Origin of the sequence: Bradyrhizobium sp. STM 3562 (assembly GCF_045571435.1) — a bacterium.
GTDB lineage: Bacteria > Pseudomonadota > Alphaproteobacteria > Rhizobiales > Xanthobacteraceae > Bradyrhizobium.
On the sequence record NZ_CP120694.1, the window covers coordinates 745771 to 771606 of the forward strand.

General features: G+C 64.0%; 22 protein-coding genes and 1 tRNA gene. 10 read left to right on the top strand and 13 right to left on the bottom strand.

The annotated features are described in order from the left end of the window. Nucleotides 1-2: 2 nt before the first annotated feature. Together P6U23_RS03445 and P6U23_RS03450 are read right to left on the bottom strand one after the other, a co-directional pair. Nucleotides 3-752, bottom strand: a complete 750-nt coding sequence (locus P6U23_RS03445; protein WP_407178201.1) for a F0F1 ATP synthase subunit A — start codon at nucleotides 750-752, stop codon at nucleotides 3-5. Between the two features lie 67 nt (nucleotides 753-819). Further along, complete coding sequence (locus P6U23_RS03450; RefSeq protein WP_407178202.1) at nucleotides 820-1194, bottom strand: AtpZ/AtpI family protein; 375 nt, start codon at nucleotides 1192-1194, stop codon at nucleotides 820-822. 392 nt (nucleotides 1195-1586) lie between these two features. Here P6U23_RS03450 and P6U23_RS03455 point away from each other — a divergent pair, with 392 nt between their 5' ends. From P6U23_RS03455 to P6U23_RS03465, 3 genes are all read left to right on the top strand, one after another. Next, nucleotides 1587-2210 (top strand): 2-hydroxychromene-2-carboxylate isomerase, encoded by a 624-nt coding sequence (locus tag P6U23_RS03455; protein ID WP_407178203.1) that lies wholly within the window; start codon nucleotides 1587-1589, stop codon nucleotides 2208-2210. A 79-nt stretch (nucleotides 2211-2289) separates the two neighbouring features. After that, nucleotides 2290-2799, top strand: coding sequence for a hypothetical protein (locus P6U23_RS03460; RefSeq protein WP_407178204.1), 510 nt, complete (start codon nucleotides 2290-2292; stop codon nucleotides 2797-2799). 119 nt (nucleotides 2800-2918) lie between these two features. Next, nucleotides 2919-3392: a secondary thiamine-phosphate synthase enzyme YjbQ gene (locus P6U23_RS03465; RefSeq protein WP_407178205.1), complete on the top strand. Its 474-nt coding sequence runs from the start codon at nucleotides 2919-2921 to the stop codon at nucleotides 3390-3392. A gap of 59 nt (nucleotides 3393-3451) precedes the next feature. Here P6U23_RS03465 and P6U23_RS03470 read toward each other — a convergent pair whose 3' ends face one another. Beyond that, on the bottom strand, nucleotides 3452-5086 hold the full coding sequence (locus P6U23_RS03470; protein ID WP_407178206.1) for an MFS transporter: 1635 nt from the start codon (nucleotides 5084-5086) through the stop codon (nucleotides 3452-3454). Between the two features lie 374 nt (nucleotides 5087-5460). On the opposite strand from P6U23_RS03470, the gene P6U23_RS03475 reads away from it, so the two are divergent. After that, nucleotides 5461-6135 carry a response regulator gene (locus P6U23_RS03475; RefSeq protein ID WP_407178207.1) on the top strand — a complete coding sequence of 225 codons (675 nt, stop codon included), beginning with the start codon at nucleotides 5461-5463 and terminating at the stop codon, nucleotides 6133-6135. A gap of 132 nt (nucleotides 6136-6267) precedes the next feature. On the opposite strand, the gene P6U23_RS03480 is transcribed toward P6U23_RS03475, so the two are convergent. The 8 genes from P6U23_RS03480 to P6U23_RS03515 all read right to left on the bottom strand — a co-directional run bounded on the left by P6U23_RS03480 (nucleotide 6268) and on the right by P6U23_RS03515 (nucleotide 18158). Beyond that, nucleotides 6268-9774, bottom strand: coding sequence for a NahK/ErcS family hybrid sensor histidine kinase/response regulator (locus tag P6U23_RS03480; protein ID WP_407178208.1), 3507 nt, complete (start codon nucleotides 9772-9774; stop codon nucleotides 6268-6270). Between the two features lie 327 nt (nucleotides 9775-10101). Continuing rightward, nucleotides 10102-11331, bottom strand: a complete 1230-nt coding sequence (gene hemA / locus P6U23_RS03485; protein WP_407178209.1) for a 5-aminolevulinate synthase — start codon at nucleotides 11329-11331, stop codon at nucleotides 10102-10104. Nucleotides 11332-11547: 216 nt separating this feature from the next. After that, nucleotides 11548-12609 (bottom strand): MBL fold metallo-hydrolase, encoded by a 1062-nt coding sequence (locus tag P6U23_RS03490; RefSeq protein WP_407178210.1) that lies wholly within the window; start codon nucleotides 12607-12609, stop codon nucleotides 11548-11550. A 168-nt stretch (nucleotides 12610-12777) separates the two neighbouring features. Continuing rightward, on the bottom strand, nucleotides 12778-14916 hold the full coding sequence (locus tag P6U23_RS03495) for a methyl-accepting chemotaxis protein (protein WP_407178211.1): 2139 nt from the start codon (nucleotides 14914-14916) through the stop codon (nucleotides 12778-12780). Nucleotides 14917-15083: 167 nt separating this feature from the next. After that, nucleotides 15084-15815 (bottom strand): outer membrane protein, encoded by a 732-nt coding sequence (locus tag P6U23_RS03500; protein WP_407178212.1) that lies wholly within the window; start codon nucleotides 15813-15815, stop codon nucleotides 15084-15086. A 239-nt stretch (nucleotides 15816-16054) separates the two neighbouring features. Continuing rightward, the gene (locus P6U23_RS03505) at nucleotides 16055-16495 is read right to left on the bottom strand and encodes a hypothetical protein (RefSeq protein ID WP_407178213.1); all 441 of its coding nucleotides are present in this window, start codon (nucleotides 16493-16495) and stop codon (nucleotides 16055-16057) included. Continuing rightward, the gene (locus P6U23_RS03510; protein WP_407178214.1) at nucleotides 16492-16818 is read right to left on the bottom strand and encodes a helix-turn-helix domain-containing protein; all 327 of its coding nucleotides are present in this window, start codon (nucleotides 16816-16818) and stop codon (nucleotides 16492-16494) included. Before P6U23_RS03510 ends, P6U23_RS03505 begins: the two co-directional genes overlap by 4 nt. A 116-nt stretch (nucleotides 16819-16934) precedes the next feature. Continuing rightward, complete coding sequence (locus P6U23_RS03515) at nucleotides 16935-18158, bottom strand: ABC transporter substrate-binding protein (RefSeq protein WP_407178215.1); 1224 nt, start codon at nucleotides 18156-18158, stop codon at nucleotides 16935-16937. A gap of 515 nt (nucleotides 18159-18673) precedes the next feature. Between P6U23_RS03515 and P6U23_RS03520 the strand changes: the two genes are divergently transcribed. The 3 genes from P6U23_RS03520 to P6U23_RS03530 all read left to right on the top strand — a co-directional run bounded on the left by P6U23_RS03520 (nucleotide 18674) and on the right by P6U23_RS03530 (nucleotide 20448). Beyond that, nucleotides 18674-19429, top strand: coding sequence for a transglycosylase SLT domain-containing protein (locus P6U23_RS03520; protein ID WP_407178216.1), 756 nt, complete (start codon nucleotides 18674-18676; stop codon nucleotides 19427-19429). Between the two features lie 161 nt (nucleotides 19430-19590). Beyond that, nucleotides 19591-20004: a VOC family protein gene (locus P6U23_RS03525; RefSeq protein ID WP_407178217.1), complete on the top strand. Its 414-nt coding sequence runs from the start codon at nucleotides 19591-19593 to the stop codon at nucleotides 20002-20004. Nucleotides 20005-20163: 159 nt separating this feature from the next. Beyond that, complete coding sequence (locus P6U23_RS03530) at nucleotides 20164-20448, top strand: hypothetical protein (RefSeq protein WP_407178218.1); 285 nt, start codon at nucleotides 20164-20166, stop codon at nucleotides 20446-20448. A 91-nt stretch (nucleotides 20449-20539) separates the two neighbouring features. On the opposite strand, the gene P6U23_RS03535 is transcribed toward P6U23_RS03530, so the two are convergent. Next, nucleotides 20540-22285, bottom strand: a complete 1746-nt coding sequence (locus P6U23_RS03535) for an adenylate/guanylate cyclase domain-containing protein (RefSeq protein ID WP_407178219.1) — start codon at nucleotides 22283-22285, stop codon at nucleotides 20540-20542. A gap of 343 nt (nucleotides 22286-22628) precedes the next feature. Beyond that, nucleotides 22629-22703, bottom strand: a tRNA-Thr gene (locus P6U23_RS03540). A gap of 280 nt (nucleotides 22704-22983) precedes the next feature. Between P6U23_RS03540 and P6U23_RS03545 the strand changes: the two genes are divergently transcribed. The 3 genes from P6U23_RS03545 to P6U23_RS03555 all read left to right on the top strand — a co-directional run bounded on the left by P6U23_RS03545 (nucleotide 22984) and on the right by P6U23_RS03555 (nucleotide 25747). Further along, on the top strand, nucleotides 22984-23184 hold the full coding sequence (locus P6U23_RS03545; RefSeq protein ID WP_407178220.1) for a hypothetical protein: 201 nt from the start codon (nucleotides 22984-22986) through the stop codon (nucleotides 23182-23184). 32 nt (nucleotides 23185-23216) lie between these two features. Further along, a complete protein-coding gene (locus P6U23_RS03550) occupies nucleotides 23217-24929 on the top strand; it encodes an FAD-dependent oxidoreductase (protein WP_407178221.1) in 1713 nt (570 codons plus the stop codon). 509 nt (nucleotides 24930-25438) lie between these two features. Next, the gene (locus tag P6U23_RS03555; protein WP_407178222.1) at nucleotides 25439-25747 is read left to right on the top strand and encodes an EthD family reductase; all 309 of its coding nucleotides are present in this window, start codon (nucleotides 25439-25441) and stop codon (nucleotides 25745-25747) included. The last annotated feature ends 89 nt before the right edge of the window (nucleotides 25748-25836 follow it).

Genomic DNA, 25836 nt, shown 5'->3' on the forward strand with positions numbered 1-25836 from the left:
GATCAGTGGCCCGGATGGATAGCATCGTTGAGATAGATGCAGGTGAGGATGGCGAAGACGTAGGCCTGCAGGAACGCAATCAGCAGCTCGAGTGCGGTCAGGGCCACCGTCAGTCCGAGCGGCAGAACGGCGCCAAGCCAGCCAAGAAAGCCGAAGGCGCCGAGCGTGGCAACGAAGCTTGCAAACACCTTAAGCGTGATGTGACCCGCCAGCATGTTGGCAAACAGTCGCACGCTGTGCGAGACCGGGCGTACGAAAAACGAGAAGACTTCGATCGCGACGACCAGCGGCAGGATGTAGATCGGAACGCCGCTCGGCACGAAGATCTTCAGGAACTTCAAGCCGTTCTTGTAGAAGCCGTAGATCACGACCGTGAAGAACACAAGCAGCGCCAGCGCGGCGGTGACGATGATGTGGCTGGCAATCGTGAATGCGTAGGGGATGATGCCGACGAGGTTGGAAACGGCGAGCAGCATGAAGATCGAAAACACCAGCGGGAAGAACCGCATGCCTTCGCGCCCGGCCGTCGAGCGGATGGTGTTGGCGACGAATTCGTAGCACAGCTCCGCCATCGACTGGAGGCGGCCCGGCACGAGCTGCCGCTGCGAGACGCCGCCGATCATCAACAGCGAGATGATCGCGACCGCGCCGAACATGTAGGCCGAGGAATTGGTGAACGCGATCTCCTGATTGCCGATATGGCCGATCGTGAAGATCTTTTCGATATGGAACTGTTCGATCGGATCGATCATCCGCGCGGAGTCTCTTGCTGCGCCGGCGAGGCCGACGTTTTGGAATTCACTTCGCCGACTGCCGTCGTCAACGGTCGGTTCTTTCCGGGGGCGCGCTCGCCGATCTCACCACATTGACCACGCCGGCCACAAAGCCAAGCAGGAAGAACACGATGAGCCCGAAAGGCGACGTCGACAGCAGGCGGTCGATACCCCAGCCAATCGCCGCCCCAACAAGGACACTGGCGATCAACTCCGACGAAAGCCGAAGACCGCGCGCCATGGCCGATGCCCTGGCCGCTCCGTCTCCGCTTTCGCTGGCGGGTTGGTCGGTCCTGATTTTGCGGGTGTCACGGACTTCGGACAACCGCTGGTCGAGACTTCCGAGCCTTGCGGAAAGCGCAGCCTCGTCAGGCGATTTATCGCGACTTCCATCTCTGCTGCCGTCCGTGCCTTCCGCCATGTGTGGAGACCCGCACGATGTTGCAGGAAACAGAAATTACGCCCCGTCACCCTCCAAAGCCGCGCGGACCATACTGACGGCACCTACCCGAGTCAAGATTACGTGTTCATTGCTTAGTGCATTGATTCGCCTGCAATTCTCGGGTCAGCATCACGGCCATCGTGATGTCGATGCCGCACCGCCGATGTGGAGGCATGTTTGCGCGGCCGACCCGTTCCGGCGCGCGGAAATCCCGCGCAGCGACGAGGTCATGACGCGTCCAACCGGATCATGGTCTGGAACCCGCCGCGGCCTGCCGTATCGGTTGATTTCGAAGCGCCCCGGCTGCTTGCGCCTGTTCACCGGGTCTGTTGGGATGATGAGCGAAACGCGCAAAGCCGCAGGGAGCCAAAATGTCGCGCCGGGTCGACTATTATTTCTCGCTGTCATCGCCCTGGGCCTATGTCGGCCACAAGGCCTTTCGCGACGTGGTTGCGACTTATGGTCTTGAGGTGAATCACAAGCCGGTATTGCTGGTCGACCTGTTCTCGCAGACCGGTGGACTGCCACTGGTCAAGCGGCATCCGGTGCGCCAGCGCTACCGCATGGTGGAGCTGCAGCGCTGGCGCGACAAGCGCGGCTTGAACTTCAATCTGCAGCCAAGATACTCCCCGTTCAATGCACGGCTGGCGGATGGGCTCGTCATCGCCGCAATCGAGGCCGGCCACGATCCCGACCCGTTGCTGCGGCGTGCTTTCCCGGCCGTGTGGGAGGATGAACTCGATCTGGCCGATCCCGATACCCTCGCTGGGATCGCCGATCGTGTCGGATTGCCAGGCCGGCAACTGGTCGAGCACTCAAGCTCGGATGCGATCAGTGCGGCCTATGAGAAGAACCGCCAGGACGCGATCGCGGCCGACGTGTTCGGCTCGCCGGCCTATGTGCTCGACGGCGAGGTGTTTTGGGGACAGGATCGTATCGAACTGCTTGCGGATGCGTTGAAATCCGGACGCCGGCCCTATAGCTCTCAAGTCTAGAGTGTGTTCCGGCAGATGCCGGAAGACGATGCGCGATCAACGGAGCGGCACGCGCGTCTCGCGAGGCGGAGCAATCGACATGAGCCCGATCACGTCACCCCATTTCCTGACGAGCCTGACGGTGATGGCTTTTTCGGTGGTCGGCCTGGGCGCCGCAGTGGCGGAGCCGGGACCCGATACCGAGAACGGTCGCTATACGCTGTCGCAGACCGCCGACGGATTCATTCGCCTCGATACCCGAACCGGCGCGGTCTCCACCTGCGGCAACAACGGCAATGGCTGGGCCTGCTATGAGGTGCCGGACGAGCGCAAGGCGATGGACGAGGCGATCGGCCGGCTCCAGGCCGAGAATGAAAAGCTGAAGGCGGAGCTCGCCTCGCGCGAGCCCGCCCCATCCGCCAAGACCGAGGAGGCGCTGCCGAAATCCGACAAGCAGGTCACGCCCAAGGCGGAAGGCGAGCGGAAGATCGAAATTCCGCTGCCGAGCGACGCGGACGTCGACCGCGTGATGTCGTTTCTGGAGCGTGCCTGGCGGCGGCTCGTCGACATGGCCAACCAGATGCAACGGGATGCTTCGGGAAAGATTTGAGATGCGAAGGATGTAGGCTGGGCAGAGGCGCATCGCGCCGTGCCCGCCAAATCCATTCTTGAACAAGCTGGTGGGTACGCTTCGCTTTGCCCGCCCTACATCTCCATCGAGAGTCGATCGTGACGCCCCACAAATCCACATCGCGCACTCCGCCACCGGTCGTCACCGCAAACAGCATCGTCACCTCACGGCTCGAGGTGCAAACGACCGGCACGGGATTTTTCGATATCACGACGGAGGTCGCAGCCTTCCTGCGCGAGGCCGGCGCAAGAGAGGGAACAGCAACCCTGTTCATCCGCCACACCTCGGCCTCGCTGACCATTCAGGAAAACGCCGATCCGTCCGTGCTCGACGACCTCGCCACGGCGCTCGATCGGCTCGCGCCGGCGAATGCCGGATGGACACACGACACGGAAGGCCCCGACGACATGCCGGGCCACGTCAAGACCATGCTGACATCGGTCTCGCTCACGATTCCCGTGCTTGCCGGCAAGCTCGCGCTCGGCACCTGGCAGGCGATCTATCTGGTCGAGCATCGCAGCGCTCCGCATCGGCGCCAGATCGTGCTGCAGTTTTCCGGTCAGGTGGGCTGACAAAAACGGCCGCGGGATGATCCCGCGGCCGGTCTTTTGATCGACACCCGTCTCGTGTGTCAGGTCTTGGTTATATCGACATCCTTGGTCTCGGGCAGGAAGAGGAAGCCGATGATCAGGCTCATCACGGCGACACCGACCGGATACCAGAGACCGGAATAGATGTTCCCGGTCGCGGCGACGATCGCGAACACCGTGGCCGGCAGGAAGCCGCCGAACCAGCCGTTGCCGATATGGTAGGGCAGCGACATGCCGCTGTAGCGGATGCGGCTCGGGAACAGCTCGACCAGCCAGGCCGCGATCGGCGCGTAGACCAGCGTCACGTAGATCACCAGGATCCAGAGCAGCACCGTCGTCATGACGTAGTTGATCTCGTTGGGATCCGCGGTCGCCGGATAGCCGTGGCTCTTGATCGCCGCGGCCAGCGACTTGGCGAAGTCAGCCGCGGTTGCCGTCAGCGTGGTATCGCCAACCTTGACCTGGGCCGGCGTGCCTTTCGGCGCGTCTTGGTTGGTGTAGTTCACCGACAGGTTCACCAGCGCCGATTTGGCGATGTCGCAACCGGTGGTGAATTTTTCCGTACCCGTTGCCTTGAACTGGAACGAGCATTCGCCGGGATCGGCGATCACGGTCACAGGCGCCGAGGCCAGCGCCGCTTCGAGGCGCGGGTTGGCGAAGTGGGTGATTCCCTTGAAGATCGGGAAATAGGTCACGGCCGCGAGCAGGAAGCCCGCCAGGATGATGGGCTTGCGGCCGATCTTGTCCGAGAGCCAGCCGAACAGAACGAAGAAGGGCGTGCCGAGCGCGAGCGCAACCACGATCATGATCTGCGCGGGCACGCCGGGCACCTTGAGCGTCTGGGTCAGGAAGAACAGCGCATAGAACTGTCCGCCGTACCACACCACCGCCTCGCCGGCCGTGGCGCCGAGCAGCGCCAGGATGGCGATCTTGGCGTTCGTCCATTCGCCGAAAGCTTCGGTCAGCGGACGCTTCGACGTCTTGCCCTCATCCTTCATCCGCTGGAACACCGGCGATTCGCTGAGGCTCAGCCGGATCCAGATCGACACGATCAGCAGGAGGCCGGACGCGAGGAAGGGAATGCGCCAGCCCCAGCTCCCGAAGGAATCCTCGCCCATCGCGGTCCGGATGCCGAGGATCAGCAGCAGCGCCATGAACAGGCCGAGCGTTGCCGTGGTCTGGATCCAGGAGGTGTAGTAACCGCGCTTGTTCTTGGGCGCGTGCTCGGCGACGTAGGTCGCCGCGCCGCCATACTCGCCGCCGAGCGCCAGGCCCTGCACGAGGCGCAGCGCGATCAGCACGATCGGCGCGGCAAGGCCCCAGGTCTGATAGCCCGGCAACAGGCCGATGAAGAAGGTTCCGACGCCCATCAGGGTCATCGTGATCAGGAAGGTGTATTTGCGGCCGATCATGTCGCCGAGGCGGCCGAAGATCAGCGCGCCGAACGGACGGACCGCAAAGCCCGCCGCAAAGGCGAGCAGCGCGAAGATGAACCCGACGGCCGGTGGCACGTTGGAGAAGAAGTATTTCGCCAGGAAGGCACCCAGCGTACCGTAGATGTAGAAGTCGTACCACTCGAAGACGGTACCGAGCGAGGAAGCGAAAATAACCTTTCGCTCTTCAGCCGTCATTCCTCCCGAGCGGACGCTGCCGCCCGCGGTCGCAGTTATCGTCATGCTTCGCTCCCCGAAAAAGTTAAGTGCAGTATTGCTCCCCATGCGCCAATGCCGGCGTTCGCCCTGGGGCTTGTCCTCACGGTAACATCGCGCGGAAACCCAGCCCATAAGACTTTAGACTTTTGGCCATGACCCGGCCGCTCCGCGCGCGGCTTTGCTGTGGATGAGCTGCCGCCCGCCTGCTGCGTCGCACAAGGCCGTAATTAACTGCTTTTCATCAGAGGCTTATTGTGGGCTTGCATGCGAAATACCAACTAAAGAATATAGCGAGGCGAGAATTCGAAGGAGTGGGCCTCGGACCGCAAGAGGCCGTCTTTGCAACGAGCGCCCAGACAGATGACGTCCAGAAAACATAATCACGTCCAGAAAACATAATGGCAGCATCCCCAACCCGTCTTGTCATCGCCGACGATCATCCGTTGTTCCGCGCCGCGCTTCGGCAGGCGGTTGCGAGCGTGGTCGCATCGGCGCGGATCGACGAGGCGGGATCGTTCGAGGATCTCACTGCGCTGCTCGAACAGGATGCCGACGTCGACCTCATCCTGCTCGATCTGAGCATGCCGGGCATTTCCGGCTTTTCCGGCCTGATCTATTTGCGTGCGCAATATCCGGCTATTCCGGTGGTCATCGTCTCCGCGAGCGACGACGTCGCCACCATCCGTCGCTCGCTGGATTTCGGCGCCTCCGGATTCATTCCCAAACGGTTCGGGGTCGAAACCCTGCGCGATGCCATCCTCAAGGTGATGGAGGGCGACGTCTGGGTGCCGCCGGACACCGATTTGTCGGCGGCCGCCGATCCCGAGATGACGCGGCTGCGTGATCGCCTGGTGACGCTGACGCCGCAGCAGGTGCGGGTCTTGATGATGTTGTCCGAGGGCCTGCTCAACAAGCAGATCGCCTATGAGCTCGGCGTCTCCGAGGCGACCATCAAGGCGCATGTCTCGGCGATCCTGCAAAAGCTCGGCGTCGAGAGCCGGACCCAAGCCGTGATCGCCGCGGCCAAGATCGCCGGCAGCCAATGGCGCCAGGGCACGCCGTCGGAGCAGTAGCTATACCCAAGCTCTGTCATTCCGGGATGGTGCGCAGCACCGGACCCGGACTCTGGAAATTCCGGGTTCGATGCTTTGCATCGCCCCGGAATGACGGAGCGTAGGTCACATCGCGGTCGCTTTCTGTTGCGTCTACTCCGCCGCAATCATCTGCTGGATGCGCCATTGCCCGAGCAAGGCGCGGAGCGAGGCCGGCTTGACCGGCTTGTTCAGCACCGCGATCCGTTCCTCGCGCGCGGCGGCGCGGACGTGGGGGCTGCGGTCGGCCGTGATCAGGATGGCGGGGATCGACTCGCCGAAGCGGCGGCGCATCTCGCGGATCGCGGCGACGCCGTTGCCGCGATCGAGATGATAGTCGACCAGAAGACCGGTCACGCTGCGGCCCGCCTTCTCGATGGCTTCGATGGCGGCCTCCGGATCGGCCACCGCGATCACCTCGGCGCTCCAGGCGGTGAGCAGCGTTTTCATGCCGTCCAGAATCGCAGGATCGTTCTCGATGCAGGCGATCAGGGCGCCGCTCATCGGCGTCTTGACGAGCGGGGTGGCGCTCGTGACCGCCGCGGTGTGATTGACCGCCTTGGCGACCGGCGCGGTCACTGAAAACATCGAGCCGCCGCCCGCATTGGCGTCGAGCGCGATGCCGTGCTTGAGCACGCGCGCCAGCCGTTCGACGATGGACAATCCAAGTCCGAGGCCGCGCGCGATCCGCGCGCCCTGTTCGAGGCGATGAAATTCCTTGAAGATCTCGCCGCGCTTGAGCGGGGGAATGCCCACCCCGGTATCGTAGACGCAGATCTTGAGGGAGTCGCCGCGCCGCCGGCACCCGACCAGCACGCGGCCATGGGGGGTGTATTTGATCGCGTTGGAGATGAGATTCTGCAGCAGGCGGCGCAGCAGCAGGCGATCGGATTCGACCGGCAGCGAGCAGGGCACGAAGCTCAGCTTCAATCCTTTGGCGCGCGCGATCGGAGCAAACTCGATTTCCAGCGAGCGCATCAGGTCGCCGATCTTGAAGCTCGAGATCGAGGGTGTCATCGCGCCGGCATCCAGCCGCGAAATGTCGAGCAGCGCGCTTAAGATCTCCTCGATCGCCTCCAGGGAATCGTCGATGTTCTCGACCAGGCGCGCGGTCTCGCCGCCGCTCTGGCGCTCGACCAGGCTCGTGACGTAGAGCCGCGCGGCATTCAGCGGCTGCAGGATGTCATGGCTCGCCGCCGCCAGGAACCGCGTCTTCGAAATGTTGGCATCCTCCGCCGCGCTCTTGGCGAGCGCGAGCTCGGAATTGAGCCGCGTCAGCTCCTCGGTGCGCTCGCGTACGCGCCTTTCCAGCGTCGCGTTGGCGCGCTCCAGCGCCTCCGCCGCTTCGAAGGACGGGGTGACGTCGGTGAATGTGATGACGAGCCCGCCATCGGGCATGCGGTTGGAGCGCACCTCGACGACCATGTGGCGGTCGGGAAGGCGCTCCAGGTGCGGTTGGCCCTCCGCGGTATAGGCAGCAAGCCGTTGTTCGATGAAGGTCTCGCCGTCGTCGACGTCGGGCGGGTTGATCTCCGCCATGAAGGCAAGGATCTCGCGCAAGGGAATGCCGATCTGCTCCAGATGCGGCGGCAGGCCGAGGATCTCGCCAAACTGGCGATTGGAGCAGATCAGATGCAGGTCCGCGTCGAACACGGCAATCCCCTGCCGCACGTGGTCCAGCGCGGCCTGCATGATCTCTCGGTTGAAGTGGAATGCGGCATGGGAGTCGTCGAGCAGTTTCAGCGCGGCCTTGGCGGAGACGGTGCGCTTCTTCAGCAGCAGCGACATGACGAGGCGCGAGGACGCCGCCCCGATCGAGGAGGCGATCAGGTGTTCGGCATGCTGCAGCAGTTCGAAATCAGCGGGCGCGGCCGGATCGAGCCGCATATGTCGGGTCAGGGCAAAAGCCTCGAACGACTGACGGGCGCGTTCGGTGCCGACATATTGCGCCACCGTGTTCCTGATGTCCTGCACGGTGACAGTGGTGCGCCAGCGGCGGAAGCTCGGCGCCATTGGCGCCAGTTCGCTGGGCACGAACAGGTCGGCTTGCAGCCGTTCGATCGAGGAGGGCTGGCGCCAGAGCGAGAGCACGACAAAGGTCAGCACATTGAGCGAAAGGCTCCAGAGTATGCCATGCATCAGCGGCGGCAGGTCGGTGCCGAGCAGCGCCTGGGGCCGCAACGCCTCGATGCCGAACGGGCCGTGCTGCAACAAAAGGATGCCCGCCGTGCTGGTGTCGAGGAAGCTCGGCAGAAACAGCGTGTAGATCCACACGGCGCAGCCGACCAGCATGCCGCCGATGGCGCCGCGCGCGGTGCCGCGTCGCCAGATCAGGCCGCCGAAAAAGGCCGGCGCAAGCTGGGCGATGGCCGCGAACGACAACAGCCCGATGGCGGCGAGATGCGTGTGGCCGAGCGCACGGTAATAGAGATAGGCCATCGCCATGATGGCGAAGATCGCAAAGCGCCGCACCTTCAAGAGGAAGTCGCCGAAATCGGCGGCGGCGCGCGAGCGCGGCGCACGCTGCAACACCAGCGGCACCACCATGTCGTTCGACACCATGATCGACAGTGCCACGCATTCCACGATCACCATCGCGGTTCCGGCCGATAGTCCTCCGACGAAGACCCCGATGGACAGCAGCGAGGCGTTGCCCTCGATCGGCAGCGCCAGCACGTAGACGTCGCTATCGACCGCGCCGAAGGGGAACGTGATCAGGCCCGCCAGCGCGATCGGGATGACGAACAGGTTGATGGCGAGGAGGTAGAGCGGAAACAGCCAGCGCGCGCGCCGGACCTCGGCGTCGCTGGAATTTTCCACCACGCTGACATGGAACTGCCGCGGCAGCAGCATGATCGCGCAGAACGACAGAAGCGTGGTGATCAGGAAATTGCCGATCGAGGGCACGTAGTCGATCGCGCGCACCGCCTCCGGCGTCTTCATGGCGCGTTCGATGAGCTCGAGAGGGGTAAACATCCAGAAGGTCACGAAGGCGCCGGCGGCGAGAAAGGCGACCAGCTTGACGATGGATTCAGTCGCGACCGCCAGCATCAGGCCGTGCTGATGTTCGGTGGCATCGGTCTGCCGCGTGCCGAACAGCACGGCAAAGGTGGCCATCGCCAGCGTCACCAGGAGTGGGATGTCGCCGAGAATCGGAATCCGCGAAATGAAGTGGTCTTCGCTCAGGATGGTCTCGAGCGAGGACGCCACGGCCTTGAGCTGCAGCGCGATGTAGGGAACCGATCCGATGATGGCGATCAGGGCCACGGTGACGGCGACCGCCTGGCTCTTGCCGTAGCGCGCGCCGATGAAATCGGCGATTGACGTGATGTTCTGGCCCTTGGCGAGCTGGATGACGCGGCGCAGGAGCGGCGTGAACAGCGCGATCATCAGCACCGGGCCGACATAGATCGCGAGGAAATCGATGCTGGTGCGGGTGGCCGAGCCGACCGAGCCGAAATAGGTCCAGGAGGTGCAATAGATCGCGAGCGACAGCGGATAGATCAGCCCGCTGGCGCGGCCGCGCTGATCCGCCGACAGCCGGTCGCCATAGCTTGCGACCAGGAACAGAAACCCGATGTAGCCGAAGGCGGCTGCGATGACGCCCCAGTCGTGCAACATCGCTGGTTAGTCCTCCTCTCAAGCGACTTCGGCTGGGCCGAGCTTCCTCCCGCTGTCATCGCCCGGCTTGGCCCGGACGATCCAGTACGCCGAGACGCCGCAGGCTCATCGTCGGCGCTTCCGAGTACTGGATGCCCCGCGAGGGCCTGTCACCAGAGGCGAGACCCGGTGGCGGGGCACGACGGAAAGAGGTGCGGGTCCGTCATACCGAAATCTGAGGAAATGTAGCCCCTTGAGATGCCGCAGGCGACAGCAATTCCTGAATTATTTCAGGAACAAGCATCATCGTTAAAGGCCAGCCCCGGGGGAGGGGCGCCCGACTTGCCGCTATTCCGCCGCCAGCGACTTCTGGTTCAACGGCAGGCCGAGCCGTTCCCAGACCTGGAGCAGGCTTTCGGCGAGCTGATCGATCAGGCCGTCGTCGTGATAGGGCGACGGGGTGATCCGCAGCCGTTCCGTGCCCTTGGCGACAGTGGGATAATTGATCGGCTGAATGTAGATGCCGTGCTCTTCCAGCAGGATGTCGGAGGCCATCTTGCAGCGTTCGGGGTCGCCCACGAACAGCGGCACGATATGGGTCTGGCTCGACATCACGGGCAGGCCGGCGGCGGAAAGGATCGCCTTGACCCGGGCGGCGCGGTCCTGGTGGCGCTCGCGTTCCCAGTTCGAGGTCTTCAGGTGCCGGATCGCGGCGGTCGCGGCGGAACAGATCGCCGGCGGCAGCGCCGTGGTGAAGATGAAGCCCGGCGCATAGGAGCGGACCGCGTCGATGATCTCGCCCTTGGCGGCGATATATCCCCCGAGGCACCCGAACGCCTTGGCCAGCGTGCCTTCCAGGATGTCGATCCGGTCCATGACACCGTCACGTTCGGCGATGCCGCCGCCGCGCGGGCCGTACATGCCGACCGCATGGACCTCGTCAACATAGGTCATGGCATTGTAGCGCTCGGCGAGGTCGCAGATCTTCGCCAGCGGCGCAACATCGCCGTCCATCGAATACAGGCTCTCGCAGGCGATCAGCTTCGGGCGTTTCTCGCCCGCCGCCTGCAGGAGTTCCTCAAGATGCGCGAGGTCGCTGTGGCGGAACACCACCCGCTCGCAGCCCGACTGGCGGATGCCCTCGATCATCGAATTGTGGTTGAGCGCGTCCGACAGGATCAGGCAGTTGGGGATCAGCTTGCCGATGGTCGCGATCCCGGTCTGGTTGGAGACGTAGCCCGAGGTGAACAGGAGCGCCGCTTCCTTGCCATGGAGATCGGCGAGTTCCGCCTCGAGCTGCACCAGCGGGTGATGGGTGCCGGCGATATTGCGGGTGCCCCCCGCGCCGGTGCCGAAACGCGTCGCGGTCTCGACCATCGCGCCGACCACCTTCGGATGCTGGCCCATGCCGAGATAGTCGTTGGAGCACCAGATCACGACATTGCGCGCGCCCTTGGGCGAATGCCAGATCGCATGCGGGAAGCGGCCGGCGATGCGCTCGAGGTCGGCAAAAACCCGGTAACGCCGTTCATCATGGAGGCGACCGAGGGCGGCACTGAAAAACTGGTTATAGTCCATCGCAAGACCTGGAGCGGGAGCTGAAGACCGGGCGGGTTCAGACCCATTTTTAGAGCGTTTCCAGCTTTGCTGTCGAGAGCCGGAATTGCCTACGAGATAGGGCGAATTGTCCATCAGATGACGCATTCGCGGGTGGGAGTCTTATAAGAAAGCCCGATCACCGGGTTGATGCGGATCAATCCCGCGTGAGACGCGCGGCCGGTCACCCCTCGCGCCTCAAGTCGTCCTGAAACGCAGCACGCCGTCGCTTTCCTGCGCCGTCAGGCGCCCCTCCACCAGCATGTAATTGACGTGGGCGATCAGTTCACCGGCGGCAAACCCCATCTGGTGCGCGTCCAGCACATGCTTATGGAACACCACCGGGACCAGCTCGGCGGAGGTCTGCGGGACGTCCCGGCAGGCTTCGGCGATCAGCCGGCAGCGCTCCTCGTGATGATCGGCGAGCTGCTTGATGCGGGTCTTCAAGCCGTAAAACGGCACGCCATGGCCGGGCAGGACCATGGCGTCGTAGGGCAGGGTCGTGGTGAGGCTGGCCAGCGACGCCAGATATTCGCCGAGCGAGTTCTGGTCCGGCTCGACCGCCCAGACGCTGACATTGGGCGAGATCTTGCTCAGGACCTGGTCGGCCGAGAGAAACAGCTTGTCGGCGGCGCAGTACAACATCACCTGGTCGAGGGCGTGACCGCCTCCGGTGATCACCTTGAAGCGGCGGCTTCCGATCGTCACCTCGTCGCCATGCGAGATCCGCCGGTAGGACGCCGGCAGCACGGAGACGCGCTTCAGATACTCCTGGCCGCGGCCGAGCAATTGGTCGGTCAGACTCTCGTCCATGCCGTGGCGGCGGAAGAACAGCCGCTGCGCATTGCGCCGCTCCTCGGTGCCGCGGTTCTGGTGATAGACCGACTGCAGATACTCCACCTGCGACATCTGCAGCGGGCAGCCGAAGCGTTCGACGATCCAGCCCGCCAGCCCGACATGGTCGGGATGCGAATGGGTGACGATGAGCCGCGTGACCTTCACGTGGCGAAGCGGGCCATCGAACAGCGCGGTCCAGGCCGCGATCGATTCCTCATTGCCGAAGCCGGAATCGACCATCGCAAAACCGTCGCCGTCGGCGATCAGGTAAATGTTCACATGGTTGAGGCGGAACGGCAGCTTGAGCCGCACCCACAGCACGCCCGGCATCACCTCCACGACCTGATCCGGTCCAGGGTGCGCTTCCCAGGGGTATCTTAGTGCCTCGGCCGAGGATTGAATCTTGTCGGTCTTGGAATGCATCACATCGACTTACCCGTACAAGCAGTACGGCGCCAGCCGAAAAGCTGTCGCGTACTGAGCGATATTGCCGCCGCGCGCAATATTGCGGGAAAATCTGTGCGGAAGCCGTCCTCGCATGGCTGTCATTCCGGGTTCGCGACTTTGTCGTGCCCCGGAATGACTGTGCTCTTAAGCCGCCCGGATATTGCCGAGGAAGGCGTCGATCTCCGCGCGCAGCATGTCGGCCTCGCGGCGAAGCGCGGCGGAGGCGTCCAGCACCTGGCCCGCCGCCGCACCGGCTTCCGCGGACGCGGTGGAGACGCCGACGATGTTGCTGGAGACCTCGCTGGTGCCGCCGGCCGCGTGCTGGATGTTGCGGGCGATCTCGCGGGTCGCCGCGCCCTGTTCCTCGATCGCGGACGCAATCGCGGTCGTGACCTCGTTGATCTTGCCGATGGTCCCGCCGATCTTGCGGATCGCGCCGACCGCTGACGTCGTCACCTGCTGCATGCTGGCGATCTGGGCGCGGATCTCGTCGGTTGCCTTCGCGGTCTGGCTCGCGAGGTTCTTCACCTCGGCGGCAACCACGGCAAAGCCGCGGCCGGCCTCCCCGGCGCGCGCCGCTTCGATGGTGGCGTTGAGCGCCAGCAGATTGGTCTGAGACGCGATCACCTGGATCAGATCGACCACCACGCTGATGCGGCTGGCATTGTCGGCCAGCCCCTGCACGGTCGAATCGGTCGCGGTGGCCTCGTCCACCGCCTTGCGGGCGATCTCGGCCGACGTGACCACCTGGCGGCTGATCTCGGCGATCGAGGAGGACAATTCTTCGGTCCCGGCGGACACGGTCTGCACATTGACCGAGGTTTCCTCGGCCGCGGACGCCACCGCGTTCACCAGCGCGCTCGATTGGTCCGCGCTACTCGCCATGCTCTGCGCCGTCGCCTGCATGGAATTGGCCGCGTCCTGCAGATTGTCGAGCGCGCCGCGCACCGTCGCCTCGAATTCGGCAATGCGCGCTTCCATGCGCGAGGCGCGTTCCGCCTTGGCGAGGCGGTCCTTGTCCTGGTCGGCGGAGAGCGTGCGCGCCTCGATCATGCTCTGGCGAAATACCTGCAGCGCGTCCGCCATCGACGCGATCTCATCGTTCTGGTGGCTGTGATAGATCGCCGAATCGAGATCGCCAGCGGACAGGCGCTGCATCGAGCGTTGCAGATCGCCGATCCGCCGCAGGATGTTGCGCCCGACATAGAACCAGACGAACAGCACCGAGCCGAACAGGGTCGCCGCCCCGAGCCCGAGCATCACGGTGGTGGAGAGCGAAATCTCCTGCCGCGCCTGCAAGGTCGAGGCATTGGTCTCTGCTCGCACGTCATCGACGAGCTGCTGCACGCTTATGCCGAGCCCGACATTGAGCTTGCGCGTCTCGTCCAGCACGGTCTGGCCGTAGTCCTCGGAATCGAGCTCCTTCTGCCGCACCTTGAACACGCCGGTCTTGCCCTGGCCGAGCGCCAGTAGTTTCTCCGCCGCCTCCTTCAGCGTCTTGGTCCCGCCGGTGTCCGGCAGGAGCTCGAGATTGGCGCGGACCTTGTCCTGCGTCGCCTTGAACTCCTTCTGGATGTCATCCAGCGTGTCGCTGCTGTTCGCCGACAGCGCGGCGCCCATATCGGAGGCGGCGAGATTGCCGCTGCCCACGACGTTGCCGAGCTGCTCCACCGTGCGCGAGGCCTGCGTCGCGTCATCGACGGAAATTTCGGCGGCGCTGAGAATGGCGTTGGTCTGGGCCTGCGCATCCAGCATCACGGGACCCGCGGCGGCGACGAAGGCGGCTTGCGCGCGGCGCAGCGCATCGTAGGTCTTGTTGTGCTGGGCGCTCGCATCGAGCCGCTCGCGCGCGGCCGAGCCGAGGCTCGCGGTGGCCTCATTGATGTTCTTGACCGTCTGGCGCAGCTCATCGACCACGGCCTTGTCGGCGCCGAGTTCGATGATCTCGCCAAGCTTGTCCATGGTCAGCTTCTGGATTTCAGCGAGCTTCCTGGTGTGCTCCTGCAGCGCGTCCTCGTTTTGCGAGGCCAGCAGCGCCGGTCCCTGCGCGGCCAGCGTCGCGCTTTGCGCCTGAAGCTGCAGGCTCGCGGCAAGCCGCGGAATGTCGCGCCCGGAGAAGTCTTCCATGATGCCGCCCAGATGCCGGAACACCAGCGCCGCGCCCGCGGAGATGAGGATCGCCATGCCGGCGATGACGGCGAAAGCGGCGAACAGACTGCCCCTGACGCCAAGGCGCGGTCGCAGCACGCGAAAAAATTTGCCGATCCCCGATCGTAACGCCATGCCCAATGCCCCGAGCTAGCTACTTGAAGACGAACAAGGGCGCAGTATTGCGTCACCCGGTTAATAAACTCGGGAATTTTGCATCGTTTTGCTCGCTTCTTGAGCAACAAACGCAAAAGAGGCCGGCAAGCTGCCGGCCTCTTTCCGATTCGTTAATGAGCCGCCGCTCAGTACCGGGCCGCGACGGGGGCACCCCAGTTGAAGCGGTAGTTGACGCCGGCCTTCACCGTGTGGTCGTCGGTGGTGAAGCTGCCGACTCCCACCAGTCCCACCGGCGCGGTGAAGCGGGCATCGCCGAAGTTGTAGTACTGGTATTCGATGTTGGCCGACCAGTTGGGCGCGAACATGTATTCGAGACCGGCGCCGACCGTCCAGCCGTTGGTGTGGTCGCCGCTGGTGGCAAACGCAACCGGAATGCCGCCGAACGTCACGCTCTCGTTGTTGTCGGAATAGGCGTAGCCGCCCTTCACGTAGAGAAGGCCTGGACCCCAGCTATAGCCGACGCGGCCGGTGATTGAGCCGAGCCCGCGCTGCTTGTTGGTATAGGCGAGACCGCCCGGGAACACCGCGCCGACATTGCCGGACAGCCAGCTATACTGGCCCTGGAGGCCGACCACGAAGACCGGGCTGAGCTGCCAGTCGTAGCCGAGCTGCACGCCGCCGAGGAAGCGGCCGTTCGAGTTGTTGCCGGTCGACAGGCCGGAGAAATTATTGTCGCTCGAGAAGGCGCCGCCGATGTGGCCGCCGATATAGAAGCCGGTCCAGTTGTAGATCGGCGCCGGCACATAGGCGGGAGCCTTTTGGTAATAGGGCGCGCGGGCGCCGAGGTCGGCGGCAAGTGCTGGCGCGGCCGCGCCGACGGCTGCGAGCGCCACAGTGGCCAGGAATACTTTCTTCATTTTGGTCTCCGAACAAAACACGCGAAGAGACGCCGCCTGCGGGCGCCATCGATGGAGGCCAGATAGACTGCTTTTGAATAAAATGCTGTCACCGCCGGAACACACCGGCTCCTGATCTAACCTATTGTAAGATAAACAATTTCTTGTGATTAATGGACCCCTAACGAAGGCTGAAGAAACCGTTAAAGGTGAGAAGTGCTGTCCCTCTCCGGAACAATTCGGTTAAGGCTTGGTGAGCGCTATTCGGCTGCGAGAATCGCAACGCCCGCGCCGCCGTCACATCGCTCCGGCGCCTGCTCGCCCTTGGCGGCGCAGAAGCGAGATACGGCACGCCCGCCGAAATAAAGCGTGCCGCCATAAAGATTGCCCAGCACCACGCCATCGAACACATAGGGCAGGTCATCCTGCCGCAGGGTCATGCGCGCGCCCTCGCGGCTCCAATGCCCGGAGAGGGTGGGTTGAATCGAAAGTCCGCTCGAGACATCGCGTCCGTCTTCGCGGTAGCTGCCGCCCGGTCCCATGTGCCAGGTGAACACGTTATCCGGAAAGGCATCGGGAATGATTGCGGTCCAGACCGTGCCTGGCTGATCCTGAATTGCTTCGCGCGAAAACGTTGCGGTCGCGGCGAGACTTAAGAGTCCGACACACAAGACCAGCCGGTTGAATAGAGGCCGGATCATGCTTGCTGGTCGAGCCGGCGGCGCACCTCGTCGCGCATGCCCTCGCGGAATTGGGCGCGGCGCGCCGGGCGCTCCTTCTCCGGCACGTCCCAGCGGTCGAATACGTTGAAATTCTCCAGGATCGGGTAGCGATCGCTGGCCATCGCGAGGATGCGCAAGAGCTCCGCCGCCGATCCGCTCGGCCCGCCCACCTCCCATCGGAGGATGGTGTCCGTGCGCCCCGCCGGCAGACCGCACAGTCTGGCCATGTCGGCAAGGGAGAGCTCCCGGCCGATCGCCTCGCCGAGATCCTTGCGGAGTTGTTTGAACTCAGAGCCGGTCACAGTGCGGGTCCCGCGCGCGAAAGATGCTGCGCCATTTTATGGCGCACGCAGGTTTCGCGATTGATAAGGCGAGATGATGATGTGCCGCACGGTGCCTCGTGCGCGGCCAGATACCGTCACTCGGTCTTGCCGACATAAGGGCATCCGCCTTCGGCGAGCGGCCGGAACGCCTGGTCGCCGGGGACGGTCGCAAGATATTCGTACACGTCCCACTTGCCCTTGGATTCCTCCGGCTTCTTGATCCGCATCAGGTACATGTCGTGGACCATGCGGCCGTCCTCACGCACCACGCCGCCTTGCGCGAAGAAGTCATTGACCGGCGTCTTGCGCATCTGCGCGATCACCGTGGCCGCATCGACCGAGTTGGTCGCGGCAACAGCCTTGAAATAGTGCCGCAGCGCCGAGTTGACCCCGGCCTGATACGCCGTCGGCATGGCGCCATGTCGCTTGAAGAACTCCTCGCCGAAAGCGCGGGTCTCGGGCGTGCGGTCCCAGTAGAAGGAATCGGTGAACAGAAGGTCGTGCGCGTGCGCAAGGCCGAGCGCCGGAACGTCGGTCAACGTGACCTGCAGCGCCACCACCTGCATGCTCTGGCGGATGTTGAACTCGTCGGCCTGCGCCACCGCGTTACGGAAATCCGAGCCCGCATTCGCAAGCGCCAGGATCTTGGCGCCGGAGGATTGCGCCTGCAGCAGGAAGGAGGAAAAATCCGCGGTGTCGAACGGATGCCGCACGGCACCCAGCACCTTGCCGCCGGACGCTGTGACCGCCTTGCTCGCATCCCGCTCCAACGCCTGGCCGAAGGCATAGTCCGCGGTGAGGAAAAACCAGGGCGTGCCGCCGCGTGCGACCACGGCCTTGGCGGTCGCGTGGGAGGAGCCGTAAGTGTCGTAGGTCCAGTGCACGCTGGTCGGCGAGCATTGCTTGCCGGTGAGATCGGACGATCCGGAGCCCGAGATCAGAAACAGCTTCTTGCGCTCGCGCGTCACGTTCTGGATCGCGAGTGCCACCGCCGAGTTGACGCCTTCGGCGACGACGTCGACGCCTTTGTTGTCGATCCAGTTGCGCACGATGGCGGTGGCGACGTCAGGCTTGTTCTGGTGATCGGCGGAAATGATCTCGATCCGCCGGCCGGCGACGGTGCCGCCGATTTCCTCCGCGGCCATCTGCGCGGCCACCACGGAGCCGGTGCCGTTGCCGTCCGCATATTGGCCGCTCATGTCGGTGATGATGCCGACACGCAACACGCCATCTTCCGCGCGGGCGGCGCCTGCGCTCAGCAAGGCCGCCGCACCGAGCGCAATCAGCAATCTGCAAGGCGAAACTGAAGTCCTGGTCATTTCCAATCCCGAATTATTGAATTTGTCGGGAATGTGATGGCAGGAACTGCGGGTGTGCGGCAACACCCGCTTGGGCATGGCCATCTGTCCCATGGGCGGGTCTGAAGCACGCGGGCATCGGGCGGAACGATGGGGTCATCGGATGGGCGCAGCGCGTGAGCCGCCGGGGTATCGCGCAATCCCCGGCGGCCCCTGCCAACCACTTCCAATCGCCCTGCCCCAACGGTCAGAAGCGATGGCCAGCATTGGCTACACGGTATCTGGAGAAGCGCCAGGATCAAGCCGTGCGGATTACGGGTGTTCCGCGCGCAGAGGCGCAGGATTCGCATTCGGGCCGGCAATGTCTTAGCCTCCAAGGTGATGCGTATGCGTCAGGCAGATTGTTCTCGCCGATCGGTTGGATCATCTTGCCCGCTTGATCGTTTTGCTGCGCACACGCTCCGTCGACGGACGTCAGCCGCTCACCGCCTCGGTGACATGCCATGCATATGCGCTCCTCATGGATCAGATGTGCCGTGCAGCTAGGTTTGGCGGCCGCGCTGACGTTTGTATCCGCGCCACTTCGTGCCGGCGCGGAGGAAGACAAGCCTGCGGTACCCGGCGAGGCGAGCAAGGCCGCCGAGACACCTTCGCCCGGAGCTAGCGAGCCGTTTCCGGCGCGGGCGGCCGTGCGTGCGATGATCGAGAAGGAAACGGCGACAACCGAATTGCCGGCCGACATTGCCGAGGCCGTGGTCTTCGTCGAAAGCGGCTATGATCCAGGCGTGATCGGCCGTCTCGGCGAGGTCGGCCTGATGCAGGTGCGGCCCGAGACCGCCGCCATGCTTGGCTTCCAGGGCACCACGGCCGAACTCGCCGAGCCCGAGATCAACATCCATTACGGCGTTGCTTATCTCGCGCAGGCCTGGCGGCTCGCGCAAGGCGATCTGTGCCGCGCCCTGATGAAATACCGCGCCGGCCATGGCGAGGAAGCGATGACGGCGCGCTCCGTCACCTACTGCAACCGGGCGCGCAACCGGCTCATTGCCATGAATTCCCCGTTCGCCACCCCAGGAGCCGTTGTCGCAGTGACGGCGGCTTCAACGCCGGCGAGCGCGCCGGCCACGGCGAAGGCGGAAGCGCCGAGAGTGGTCCGCCCGACCGATGCCTACGCGGTCTACAAGCACGGAACAGAGGCGGCGAGCCGCGCCTTCTGGGCCATGCACGAAGCGCGCATCCGAGCGATCAACGCCGGCATCGAAGCCAAATGGCGGCGCGTGGCGTCGCGATGAGCAGATCCGTTCACATTTCGACACATGGCGTTTGATCCCGCAGATGGACGACGACTAAGATGTTCCGGAGCTATCGAGGCGTTCTTTGAGGCTACGACCGAATAACCAGAAAGATGAGCGAGGGAGCGGGAAAAGCTCCGATCGTTTTCGGGAGACGCGACATGGCCATCCATTTCAACCACACGATCTTGTCCGCTCACGACAGTAAGGCCTCGGCGAAATTTCTGGCCGAGATGCTGAATCTTCCAGCCCCGAAGCAATGGGGACCATTTCAGATGGTCGTCACCGAAAACGGGGCCAATCTCGACTACATGGAGACCGGCGGCGAGATCACGCCGCAGCATTACGCGTTCCTGGTGAGTGAAGCCGAATTCGACGAGATTTTCGGCCGGATTCGGGACCGAAAGCTTTCCTACTGGGCCGATCCCGCGCGGAGGCAACCAGGTGAGATCAATCACCACGACGGCGGACGCGGTGTCTACTTCGAGGACCTGAACGGCCACTTCCTTGAAATCATCACCCGCCCGTACGGGAGCGGCGATGGAATCCATAAGTCCCGGCTCGCCGTCAAATAGGTGAACACCGTCGCGACGGATGATGGTTTATGTGGATGTTGCGTGAAAGCGAGAAGGGCCGGTATGGGGTTGTCTAAGGTCGCCGCTTTCGGGCTCATGGTTGCAGCGCCAAACTTAATGTCAGCGTCGTTGGCGCGGGCCGCCGCTTCTGATTGCTCAATGTCCGTGACACTGGCGGATTGGGGCGAGAATTCGACCGGCTACATCGACCTCACGTCCGGGCAAAGTTGCCAGTTTCCAATCAGGATGCGTGGCACCGTGAGCAACTCGGCCATTTCACAAAAGCCGGCACACGGCAAGTTAAAGAGGCTCAATACATCCACGTTCGAATACAGCGCCAAGGCCAGGTACAAGGGAAGCGATACGTTTGCCATCAAAGCAACGGGGCAGGGGCCGACGGCTTCCGGCACGTCGATCATTACCGTGTACGCGACGATCAAATAGCGTTACTCACGTCGGTTGCGTGGAGTCTTGCGGCGGAGCCCGGAACAGCTCGCGCCAAGGCAAGACAGGTGGCCAGAGGTTCCGTGCAGGCTCACCCCTTCCACCCGGCCTTGCGCAAACCGTCGACGAGGTGGGCGTGGTCTTCCGGCCGAAACCACGGGGCTCTGTTGCGGACGTACATGTCGAATGCCCCCGGTGCGCGCGAAATGGCCTTCTCCAATTCGTCCGCCGCTTCCGCTGCGCGGCCAAGCTGGCCGAGAGCCGCCGCGGACCAGCGATAGATCATCGGGAAATCGGGATAGGTCCGGATCAGCCGTTTTGCTGCTTCGACCGAGGCCCCGTAGTCGCCGCTCAAATACAGTCCGGATGCTCTGTGCAGCAAGCGGACCGCCAGATAGGGGTCGCGGGGATCGAGCCTGAGACATGCCTCGAGCGCCGCGACTCCGTCCTTGGGCCTGCCCGCGAAGATCAGCGTGGCGCCTCTGTGACCATGCGCGATCGCGAGATTTGGGCTCATCGAGAGGGCCCGTTCGATCTCCGCCAACGCATCGTCGGCCTCGCCGCGCGCCTGCAGGGCCCAGCCGAGGCATGAGCGGGCTTCCGCATCCGCGCCATCGAGCGCGACCGCCCGGCGGGCCAGCGTTTCGGCCGAGCGTTGCGCGTCTCGCAGGTCCATCTTCTGGTAGAGCGCGGCCGCCTGTAGCTGGTAGAGCGCCAGGGCGCTGTAGCTGCCGCCGAAGGTCGGATCGAGTCCGATCGCCTGTCTGAAGAATTTCTCCGCGGTATCGTCGTCGTCCGCGGTGGCTTTGCTTAAGTGCCACAGGCCGCGCTGATAGGCTGCCCAGGCATCGAGGCTTCCCGGCGGCTTGCGCATCGCGCGTCGAAGCTCAGCGTCTGCGATGGCGGGGGCCAGCGCTGTGGTCAGCGCTTCCGTAAGCTCGTCTTGCACGGCGAAAACATCGGCGAGATCGCGGTCGTAGCGCTCGGCCCACACGTGAGTGCTGGTCGCCGCTTCTATGAGCTGCGCAGTCACACGGATCCGCTTGCCGGCCTTGCGCACGCTACCTTCAAGCACATAGCGGACGCCGAGCTCGCGCCCGACCTGCCTCACATCGACCGCTCGGCCCTTGTAGGTGAAGGACGAGTTCCTGGCGATGACGAACAACGAGGGATAGCGCGATAGCGCAGTGATCACATCTTCGGCGATTCCGTCGGAGACGAATTCCTGCTCGGGGTCGCCGCTCATGTTGGTGAGCGGCAGCACGGCGACGGAGGGTTTGTCGGGCAAGGCGAGCGCCGGCCTCTCGGTTTTGGGCGCCGCAGTCCGCCGGCCGCCATCGATGACGATGCGGTAAACGTGGACGGGGCGGGCGATATTCTTCAAAATCTGCTCGCCCGCTTCCTCGACGTCAAAATTCACCTTATCGCGTGCGTGATTCAACACCGACTGGGAGATGCATATGCCGCCGGGCTCGGCGATGCTCTCGAGCCGCGCCGCGATGTTGACGCCGTCCCCGAAGATGTCGTGGGCCTCGACGATGATGTCCCCGATGTTGAGGCCAACGCGGAAGAGAATGCGCCTGTCTTCCGCATCGTCGGTCGCCAGTTCGTTGATGCGGGACTGAAACTGCATGGCGGCCCGGACCGCCTCGACCGCGCTGGGAAACTCCGCGAGGAACCCATCCCCGGTGCACTTCACGATCCGGCCGCCGTGCTCGGCGATCGCGGGCTCGACGCCGCGCGCGAGAAGCCCGGTCAGCTTGGTGTGCGTGGCCTCTTCGTCGTCGTGCATGAGCCGGGAATAGCCAGCCACGTCGGCGGCCAAGATCGCCGACAACCTGCGCTCGACTCGGACTGGTCGGTCTTGCACCATGGCCCGCGATCCAACGGCCGGCGATCCAACCCACTGGAAGTGTACATGGATCGCGCCGCAGCGCCAACACGGCAATTGCCGGTCACGGGAAAAGCTCGGACCGCTGGGGGGTCGTGCGGCCCACAGGCAGCACGAAACTCACCAAAACTAAGTGCAATGTTCTCTATTGGACCGAATGCGAAATCCAGACGGCGTTCTGACTCTCGGCTCGCCGGGTAAGACCGGAAGCTGGCAACGGACGTTCCGCACGGCCCTGCCAAGTTTCGCATTGGCCCGTGGACAAGAAGCCAGGATCTTGCGGAAAGCCTGGTGCTGCCGGACAGGATTGAACTGTCGACCTCTCCCTTACCAAGGGAGTGCTCTACCACTGAGCTACGGCAGCATGTCTGCTTAAAGAGAATCGGCTCCAGATCCGCCGACCGACGGCCGGATGTCTGCCACAAGCCCCCCGCATGTGCAAGCGCGGCGCACGGCTGGCGGCCGGCAAAAACGCCGCTTCCGCCGGCGCGGCTGCGGCCGTTTTAGGTCGCGGGTTCCCGATTTCCGTGCCTTGCGGCAAAAAATCAGGATGTCACGAAAGCCAAACTTTTCGTCCATGGTATGGGCGGGAGGTCAGGCCTTATGATCCCCTCGGCGAGAGGTCCATAGGCAAACAGGCCGCGATGACGGGCGAAAAGGACAAGGACGGACAGAGGCAGGCCGCGGGCGGCGAGGGTGCGCGGCAGGAGCGGCTGAAGCTCAAGCTGCGGGAAAATCTGAAGCGGCGAAAAAGCCAGGCGAAGGAGCGCGCGCGAACGGCCGATGCGCCATCAGGGAGCCATCAAGCCTCCCCAGATGGGGAGGTTGGCAAGCGCGGCACCTGACGGCAATTTGCGCGCGCTAAAGGGGAAGCGGGATGGCGGACAACGGGTCGGTCAATCGAACTGGAGACGGCGGCCCGGTGGCGGCGCTGTTTCCGCGTCATGAGCAGACGTTTCCGGCGCTGACCGCGCAGGAAATCGCGCGGATGCGCCGCTTCGGCGCGGTCAGGGTCTATAAAGACGGCGAGCGGCTATTCGAGACCGGCAAGCCCGGACCCGGCATGTTCGTGATCCTCTCCGGCCATGTCGCGATCACCCAGCGCGACGGGTTTGGCCATGTCACCCCCGTGATCGAGCAGGGGCCCGGGCAGTTCCTCGCCGAAGTCGGCCAGCTTTCCGGGCGTGCCGCCCTGGTCGACGGTCACGCCGAAGGCGATGTCGAGACGCTGCTGATTCCGCCGGCGAATTTGCGGGCACTGCTGGTGGCGGAAGCCGATCTCGGCGAGCGCATCATGCGGGCGCTGATCCTGCGCCGGGTCAACCTGATCCAGGGTGGGGTGGGCGGTCCCGTGCTGATCGGGCCGTCCAATTCCCCTGCTGTTGCGCATCTGCAGAACTTTCTCGCCCGCAACGGCTATCCGCATCATCTGCTCGACGCCGAACACGATAGCGATGCGGCCGAGGTGATAGCGCGCTACTCGCCCTCGCCCTCGGACTGGCCGCTGGTCGTCATCGCCGACGGCACGGTGCTGCGCAATCCCAGCGAAAACGCGCTGGCGCGCGCGATCGGCATGATCGGCGGTCCGCGCGGCGACAAGATCTATGACGTCGCCATCGTCGGCTGCGGCCCGGCCGGGCTTGCGACCGCGGTCTATGCGGCGTCCGAAGGCCTGACGGTTGCGGTGCTGGATTCGCGCGCGTTCGGCGGCCAGGCCGGCGCGAGCGCCCGCATCGAGAATTATCTCGGCTTTCCCACCGGCATTTCCGGCCAGGCGCTGGCCGGGCGCGCCTTCACCCAGGCGCAGAAATTCGGCGCCGACATCATGATCCCGATGAGCGTGCGTTCGCTCGATTGTTCGCGCAACGACGGCTCGTTTGCGCTGTCGCTGGATTGCGGCGATACCTTGCGGGCGCGTTCGATCGTGGTCGCGAGCGGCGCGCGCTATCGCCGGCCGCGAATCGAGAATCTGGCGAAGTTCGAGGGACGCGGCGTCTGGTATTGGGCCTCTCCCGTCGAAGCGAGGCTCTGCGCCGAGCAGGAGGTGGTGCTGGTCGGCGGCGGCAATTCGGCCGGCCAGGCTGCGGTGTTTCTGTCGGGCCATGCGCGAAAGGTGCTGATGATCATTCGCGGCGGCGGTCTCGGCGCCAGCATGTCGCGCTATCTGATCGAGCGCATCGAGGCGACGCCGAACATCGAATTGATGTTCAATGCCGAGGTGGTCGCCCTCGAAGGCAGCGAGGACGGTTCGCTCGAGCGCATCCGCTGGAAGAGCCGCTTGTCGAGCGACGAGATTACGGAAGATATCCGCAACCTCTTTCTGTTCGTCGGCGCCGATCCTGCGACCTCCTGGCTCGACGGCTGCGGTGTCACGCTCGACCGCGGCGGCTTTGTCGTGACCGGCGCGCAGTCCGAACTCAACCAGGGCAAATTGGTGCCGCAGCTCGAGACCTCGGTCCCCGGCGTGTTCGCGGTCGGCGACGTGCGCTCGGGTTCCGTCAAACGCGTCGGCGGCGCGATCGGCGAGGGCGCGCAGGTGGTGGCGGCTTTGCACGGCTTTTTAGGCGACGTCGCGAAACCGGCACTCTAGATCATGGTCCGATTAGACGGAATCGGATCATGATCTCATCTCGTTGTTTGAGCATGATCTTTTCGGAAAGCCGGTTTCCACTTTTCCGGATCATGGCTTACTGCGCGATGAGTTTTGGCGGCGTCGGTGCCGACCGCGGACTCGCTTCACCTCTCCCACAGGGAGAGGTCGGATCGCATCGAAAGATGCGATCCGGGTGAGGGGTTACGGTCCGTCGAGAGAGCTGCGGCCCCTCACCCGGATTGCTCTGGACGATGCTTCGCATCGCCAGTTGCAATCCGACCTCTCCCCGCTGGGGAGAGGTGAAGCGCCCAGGCAACGAGCTGAACCTGATCCCATCGCGTCTAGCGGACACAATTTCACCGCCTCACCCGGCTCTGTTCTTTTTTCTCAGAGCATGATCTCCTCGGAAAAGCCGAGACCGGCTTTGTTTTGCGCCAACACGGTTTCGGGTCCGGATCATGCTTCAAGACGCCAAGCCCGGCTCAGGAAAAATGGGAGGAATTGCAATGGCCGACGTCATCGTGACCTACAAGACGCCGAAAGATCCCGCTGCCTTCGACAAATATTATGCGGAGACCCACATTCCGATCGCCAAGAAAATGCCGGGACTGCGCAAGTATCAGATCAGCCGCGGGCCGGTGGTCAGCCCGGCCGGGCCCTCGGGCATTCATCTGATCGCCACGCTGACCTTCGACAATATGGATGCCGTCAAGGCCGCTTTCGGCAGCCCGGAAGGAAAGGCCGCCGCATCGGACGTTGCGAATTTCGCGACCGGCGGCGCCGACATTGTGTTCTACGACACGCGCGAGGTGTAAGCGCGCCGCATCCCTTTGACCAGGTCCCAAACGCCGCCTGGATCAACATACGATAGCTGTTCTTGCCGCTCCGCATCTTGCGGCGCATC